General features: G+C 74.4%; 4 protein-coding genes and 1 pseudogene. 1 reads left to right on the forward strand and 4 read right to left on the reverse strand.

Annotated elements, in window-relative coordinates; genetic code table 11:
• Nucleotides 1-58: 58 nt before the first annotated feature.
• From ACFYML_RS32265 to lysX, 4 genes are all read right to left on the reverse strand, one after another.
• Nucleotides 59-1,471 carry a carbohydrate-binding protein gene (locus ACFYML_RS32265; RefSeq protein WP_387424221.1) on the reverse strand — a complete coding sequence of 471 codons (1,413 nt, stop codon included), beginning with the start codon at nt 1,469-1,471 and terminating at the stop codon, nt 59-61.
• Between the two features lie 101 nt (nt 1,472-1,572).
• Nucleotides 1,573-2,304 (reverse strand): YidC/Oxa1 family membrane protein insertase, encoded by a 732-nt coding sequence (locus ACFYML_RS32270; RefSeq protein ID WP_387424222.1) that lies wholly within the window; start codon nt 2,302-2,304, stop codon nt 1,573-1,575.
• Between the two features lie 126 nt (nt 2,305-2,430).
• Nucleotides 2,431-2,724, reverse strand: a complete 294-nt coding sequence (locus tag ACFYML_RS32275) for a DUF6412 domain-containing protein (protein ID WP_241825237.1) — start codon at nt 2,722-2,724, stop codon at nt 2,431-2,433.
• A gap of 157 nt (nt 2,725-2,881) precedes the next feature.
• Nucleotides 2,882-6,217 carry a bifunctional lysylphosphatidylglycerol synthetase/lysine--tRNA ligase LysX gene (lysX, locus tag ACFYML_RS32280; protein ID WP_387424223.1) on the reverse strand — a complete coding sequence of 1,112 codons (3,336 nt, stop codon included), beginning with the start codon at nt 6,215-6,217 and terminating at the stop codon, nt 2,882-2,884.
• A 292-nt stretch (nt 6,218-6,509) separates the two neighbouring features.
• Between lysX and ACFYML_RS32285 the strand changes: the two are divergent.
• Nucleotides 6,510-6,647 (forward strand): annotated as a pseudogene (locus ACFYML_RS32285) (carboxylate--amine ligase); the annotation flags it as partial.
• Nucleotides 6,648-6,742: the final 95 nt, after the last annotated feature.

Consider the following 6,742-nt stretch of genomic DNA (forward strand, 5'->3'; position numbering starts at 1 on the left):
GCGTCCGGAGGGGCCCCTTCCGACGCGTGCGGCGTGCGGACGGGGCCCCTGCTTCCGGTCAGCGGCGGAAGGTGAACCAGTTGACGTTGACGAAGTCGGCAGGCTGGCCGCTGCTGAACGTCAGGTAGACGGTGTGCCGGCCGGTCACCGGGCCGACGTTGCCCGGCACCGAGCGCCAGCTCTGCCAGCCGCCGGTGTTGGCGACCGCGAAGCTGCCGATCGGCGCGCTGGTCGGGCTGTCCACCCGGACCTCGACGAGTCCGCTGACCCCGGCCGGCGCGCCGGAGGCGACCCGGGCCACGAAGTCCCGCGGCGGCGTGGCGCCGAAGTCCACGTTGTCGTAGCGGGCCCAGTCACCGTTGCTCAGCCAGCCGATGTCCTGGCCACCCTCGGCGCACGCCTCCACCTGCACCCCGTTCTGGGCGTTGAACGCCTCGGCCTGGATGGTCGAGTACGCGTCCACCGTGCCGCCCGGCGGCGGGGTGGTCGGTGGCGGGTTGCCACCGCCCCGGGTGTAGACGGCCACGTAGTCGACCAGCATCGGCCGGCCGGAGACGGTGGCCGAGGTAGGCGTGGTGTAACCCGCCACCCCGTTCGGGAAGCCGCCCCCCATCGCCACGTTGAGCAGCAGGAAGTAGCCGCCGTGGTTGGTCATCTGCCCCCAGTACGGTTCGCCGACCTGGGTCTGGGTGACGGTGTGGAAGAGTTGGCCGTCGACGTACCAGCGGAGCTGCTGGGGGCTGACCGAGGCGTCCCACTCGAAGCGGTACGTGTGGAACGCCGACTGGCAGGTGCTGCCCGGGCAGGCCCGGGAGCCGCCGATGCCGTTGAACTCGTTGCACGGCCCGCCGGGGGCGACGCCGCAGTGCAGCACCCCCCAGACCGAGTTGATCCCGTTGACGTTCTCCATCACGTCGAACTCGCCGATACCCGGCCAGTTCTGGTAGTTGCCCCGGTAGGGCGAGCCGAGGGCCCAGAACGCGGGCCAGTAGCCGGCCGCCTCCGCGCCGGTGACGTTCGGCATCTGGATCCGCCCCTCCAGGGCGAGGACTCCCCCGGCCGGCGGCTTGAAGTTGGTCCGGACCGTCTCGATCCGGGCCGAGGTCCACCGGCCGGCGCCGTCCCTGAGCGGGGTGATCCGCAGGTTGCCGCCGCCGTCCTGGCTGAGGTTGGCGGTGTTCGAGGTGTAGGTCTGGATCTCGCCGGTGCCCCAGTTGGCCGGACCGCCTGGGTAGCTGGTGCCGGTGTCGATGATCCAGTTGGCGGACGAGGGCAGGGTGCCGGCCGCACCGGTGAAGTCGTCGCTCCACACCAGGCTCCAGCCGGACGGGGGCGGCGGGACGGCGGCCTGGGCGGTCAGCGAGACGGTGGCCAGCGCGGTGGTGGTGGCGAGCACGGCCGCCAGCGCGAGCCGTCGGCGTGACGGGCGCACGGCGGAGGAGGCGGCGGACGCCGCCGGGACTGGGTTCATCGGGGTGCCTCTCTGCGGGGACGGGTGCCAGAGAGCGCTCTCTGAGTGCGATTTCTACGCGCCCGTCCCCGCATTTGTCAATGCATGTCGATACCTATCGGCTAATGCACGTCGATGCCTGCCGGCTGCGGCCGGCGCAGCACGGCCTGCTCCAGGGCGGTCCAGCCGGTGGTGGTGACCAGGTAGAGCACCGCAGCCAGCGGCACCACCAGCGCCACCAGCACCGTCGTGTAGGGCAGCAACGGCAGCAACCGAGCCAGCACGGCGGCACCGGGCCCCTCGGTGGGCGTACCGGCGACCGTGGCCGCCCGCCGAGCCCGCCGCGAGGACCACCAGGCCAGCGCGAGCAGCGCCGCCAGCAGCATCCCGAAGACCGCCACCACCGGAGCGGAGAGCCCGTCCCCGAGGTGCCAGCCCAGGGGTACGCCGGCCAGTCGCTCGTGGAGCAACGTGGTGCCGCCGTCGCCGGTGGCGAAGAGGCGGTACATCACCAGGAAGAACGGCGCCTGCAACAGCGCCGGGAGGCAGCCCGCGACCGGGCTGGCCCCGGCCCGCCGGTAGAGCGCGAAGAGTTCGCTCTGCAGGCGGGCGGGGTCGTCGGCGTACCGCCGCTGAAGGTCGCGGACCTCGGGGGCGAGCGCCGCGCGGCGCCGCTCCCCGCGGACCTGCGCCACGGTGAGCGGCGAGATCAACAGCCGGACCCCGATGGTGAACAGGACGATCGCGGCGGCCGTGGCGGCCCCGCCGGTCAGCGGGACCAGCGTGTCGGCGAGCCAGGTGACGACGGTGGCGGCGGCGGACGCCGCGGTGTGCAGTGGTGCGAAGGCGAGCATGGGGAACCCCTCGGTCCGATTCCGGATGCCCCGACGGGACGACGCGTCCCGGCGGGACGGATGACGACGGAACCGGCCGCGTGCGGATTTTCGTGGCCCGCGCCGGTGTCCCGACGCGGTGACGCGCTACGCGGCCGAGGGGCGCAGGCCGGGCGCGCGGGGTCGGGGCCGCCCGGGAGCGTCCGGGTCGACCTGGCGGGGCACCCGGCGGTGCCGGGCGCGGGCCCGCAGGGCGGTGGCGTGCCGTCCGCCGAGCCGGTCGGGCAGCACCCCGACCCGCGCGGCGAGCAGGACGGCCAACAGCAGCGCGGCGGCCACCGCCGCACCGGCGAGCAGCGCCGCCGGCCGGTCCGCGAGCACGGTGAGCTGGGCGAGCGCGTACGCCCACGCCCCCGTCACCGCCACCAGAATCCCCGGCACGTCGACCAGGCTAGAACCCGGTGTCACGCCCCCGGCCGAGTCGCCGGCCACCCGGCGCGACCAACGCCCCACCAGGTCGGCGAAATGGCGGCATCCCACCGGCTCGACCCCACCAGGTCGGCGATGTGGTGGAGCGGCCCCGGCATGCCCCGGCGGGTCAGGAGGATTCGCGGACCAGGGGGAAGGGGAGGGTCTCCCGGATGGAGCGGCCGGTCAGCAGCATGACCAGCCGGTCCACGCCGAGGCCGAGCCCGCCGGTGGGCGGCATGGCGTACTCCAGCGCGGTGAGGAAGTCCTCGTCCAGCTCCATCGCCTCCGGGTCGCCGCCCGCCGCCTTCAACGACTGCTCGGTGAGCCGGCGGCGCTGCTCGGTCGGGTCCACCAGCTCGGTGTACGCCGTACCCAGCTCCAGCCCGAACGCCACCAGGTCCCACCGCTCGGCCAGCCGCGGTTCGTGCCGGTGCTGCCGGGTCAGCGGGGACACCTCGGTCGGGAAGTCCAGGTAGAACGTGGGCAGCTCGGTACGCGCCTCGACCAGCCGCTCGTAGAGCTCCAGCAGCACCGCGCCGCGCCCCCAGCGCGGGTCGTACGACACGCCGGCGGAGTCGCCGAGCTTGCGCAGGCCGGCCAGGTCGGTGTCGGCGGTGACCTCCTCGCCCAGCGCGGCGGAGATCGCCTCGTTGACCGTCCGCACCGGCCACTCGCCGCCGATGTCCACCGGTTCGCCGCTGCCGGGCGGGCGGACCACCGGCGTGCCGTGCACCGCCACCGCCGCCGCCACGATCAGCTCCCGGGCCAGCTCCCGCATCACGTGGTAGTCGGCGTACGCCTGATACGCCTCCAGCACGGTGAACTCCGGGTTGTGGCGGTGGTCGACGCCCTCGTTGCGGAACGCCCGACCCAGCTCGTACACCCGCTCGACGCCGCCGACGGCCAGCCGCTTCAGGTACAGCTCGGGCGCGATCCGCAGGCTCAGCCGCAGGTCGTACGCGTTGCTGTGAGTGACGAACGGGCGGGCGTTGGCCCCGCCGTGCACCCGCTGGAGGATCGGCGTCTCCACCTCCAGGAAGCCCCGCCCGGCCAGCGTGGAACGCAGGGCGTGCAGGGTGGTGCCGCGGGCCCGCAGCAGGTCCCGCGCGTCGGGGTTGATGGCGAGGTCGAGGTAGCGCTGCCGGACCCGGGCCTCCGGGTCGGCCAGCCCGTGGTGCTTGTCCGGCAGCGGCCGCAGGCACTTGGCGGTGAGCCGCCAGTCGGCGACCCGCACCGACACCTCGCCGTGCCGGGTGGCGTACACCTCGCCGGTGGCCCCGACGTGGTCGCCGATGTCGACGGTGTCCCGCCACCGGTCCAGGTCGTGCTCGAGCATGAGCTGGAGGTCGCCGCTGCCGTCCCGGACCGTGGCGAAGAGCACCCCGCCGTGGTCGCGGACCAGCATCACCCGGCCGGCCACCGCCACCGTCTCCCCGGTCCCGCTGTCCGGCGCCAGCCCGGCGTGCCGCTCCCGCACCGCCGCGCAGCTCTCCGTGCGGGGATAGCCCACCGGGTACGGGTCGATCCCCTCGGCACGCAGCCGGTCGAGCTTGGCCACGCGTACCCGGACCTGCTCCGGCTGCTGCACCGGGGGCGGCTCCGGCGGGACGGCCCGGACCGTCGCGGCGGCCGGCGGCACGAAGCGGACGGCGCCACCGGCCGCCGGCACCCCGTACAGCGGGGTGGGCCGGCCGCCGGGCAGGGCGAGGAAGCCCTCGGCGGCCACCGCGGCGAGACCCACCCGGGCCAGTTCCCGGCGCTCCCCGAAGCAGAGGTAGCGGGGCGTCCAGTGCGGCTGGTACTTGGCGTTCGACAGGTAGAGCGACTCCAGCTGCCACCAGCGGGAGAAGAAGAGCAACGTACGCCGCCAGAGCTGGATGACCGGGCCGGCGCCGATCCGCGCGCCCTGCTCGAACGCCGACCGGAACGCCGCGAAGTTCAGCGACACCCGCTCGACACCGAGGCGCGGGCCCGCCTCCAGCAGCGCGGCCACCATGAACTCGATGACCCCGTTCTCGGCGGTGCGGTCCCGGCGCATCAGGTCCAGCGACAGCCCGTGCGCGCCCCACGGGCTCAGCGACAGCAGCGCCCGCACCCGGCCGCTGCCGTCCCGGGCCTCGGCCAGCACGGAGTCGCCGTCCGCCGGGTCGCCGAGCCGGCCCAGCGCCATCGAGAAGCCCCGCTCGTGCTCGGTGTCCCGCCAGGTGGTGGCCAGGCGCGCCAGCCGGGCCAGCTCCTCCGGAGGGATCTCCGCGTGCCGGCGTACCTGGGCGGTGTAGCCGGCCCGCTCCACCCGGTGCACCGCCTGGCGGACCGGGCGCATGTCGCGCCCGTTGAGGTCGAACTCGCGGGTCAGCAGGATCGCCTCGTCGCCCAGCTGCAGCACCTTGAGGCCGTGCCGCTGGTAGGCCCGCGCCCCGGCCTCGCTGGCCCCGATCACCGCCGGCGTCCAGGCGTACTCGCGGGCCTGGCCGAGCCACGCCTCGATGACCGGGCCCCACGCCTCCGGATCGCCGATCGGGTCCGCGCTGGCCAGGCTGACCCCGTTGACCACCCGGTAGGTGATCGCCGCCTTGCCGCTCGGCGAGAAGAGCGCCGCCTTGTCCCGCCGGGTGGCGAAGTAGCCGAGCGAGTCCCGCTCGCCGTACCGGGCGAGCAGCTCGCGGATCCGCTCCTCCTCGTCGGGGTGCAGCACCGCGTTCGCCCGCTGGGAGCGGACCAGGGTGAACAGGCCGGAGACGAAGGAGATCGCGCCGAACCCGCCGAGCAGCAGGTTGACCCAGCCGGGGGCCTGGCCCTTCCGGGTCACGTCGACCATGACCGCGCCACCGAAGACCTTCTCGACCGCGTACCCGAGCCGGTCCGACCAGGTGTGCAGACTGCCCGGCTCGAGCAGGAGCAGCAGGTAGCCGAGCCCGACGGAGACCGCCGCCAGGCCGAGGAGGACGCCGAGGGCCCGCCAGACGCTGCCGCTGCGCACCTTGGCGTAGAACTCCCGCCGAGCGGCGAGCAGCAGGGCGAGCGCGCTGGCGGCGAAGGCCAGGCCGACCCACACCCCGACCGTCTCCAGGGTGCCGAAGATCCGCTCACCCGCGTCGTTGGTGAGGTCGTTGCTGCCCACGGTCAGCAGCAGCCCCCCGGCCACCAGGCTGAACGTCAGGGTGAGGCTGAAGTACGCGACCAGCACCCAGTACGCGAGCCGCTTGCGGCGCAGCACCGCGGAGGCCAGGGTGCCGAGGAAGACGGCGTACGCCAGGTTGGCCGGCGCGGGCACCAGCAGGGCGTCGATCGCGGTGCGGACCGGCTGGATGCCGGTGCGGAAGGCACTGCTCACCGCGGCGAGCGCGCAGACCACCGCGACCACCCAGAGCAGGGTGGCGAAGCCCCGCGGCACCTGGCCGCGCCAGTCCCGGCCGGCCCGCCGGGCGTCGGTCACCGTCCGCGACGTGGTGCTCGGGGTCAACGTGGCCTCCCTCGCTGCCGGCGGTGGGCGTCGAGCGGCCTCATCGTAGGCCCCCGAACCCGTTCCCCCACCCCGTCCACGTCGGCCAGCCGGGCCGGGAATGCGCGCAGATTCCCGGAAAGAGTGCCCATTCCGCCAGCGAAGGCCATGCCTTGCGGGAAAGCGGCCGCACCCGCCGGCGCGCACCCTCGCGACACGCCGGAGGGTGCGTTTCCGGCCGCCGACACGCTGGGTAACAGGGCGTCGACGGCGCGGCGCCAGGTCGCGGCCGGACGGATGGGCGGTGGTGGCGATGGGTGGGTCGGTGGCGGAGCGGAAACGGAGCACCGCCCCGGGCGGGACCGACCTGCTGACGGTCGGCGTCGAGGAGGAGTTCCTGCTCGTCGACCCGCACACCGGCGCCGCCGTGCCCGCCGTCGACCTGGTCATGGCGGCTCATCGAAGTTAGGCGGGGTCGAGCTGCCCACGGTGGCGTCGGGTGGTGGCGGTGCGGGTGCGGAGGCGCTGGTTTTCGGGGTTGCGGAA

The sequence above is a fragment of the Micromonospora sp. NPDC007230 genome, assembly GCF_042869115.1.
Classification (GTDB): Bacteria; Actinomycetota; Actinomycetes; order Mycobacteriales; family Micromonosporaceae; genus Micromonospora.

Bases quoted from the DNA above. Each gene is read 5' to 3' on its own strand.
- ACFYML_RS32265 (WP_387424221.1), bottom strand. From the start codon at position 1,471: ATGAACCCAGTCCCGGCGGCGTCCGCCGCCTCCTCCGCCGTGCGCCCG.
- ACFYML_RS32270 (WP_387424222.1), bottom strand. From the start codon at position 2,304: ATGCTCGCCTTCGCACCACTGCACACCGCGGCGTCCGCCGCCGCCACC.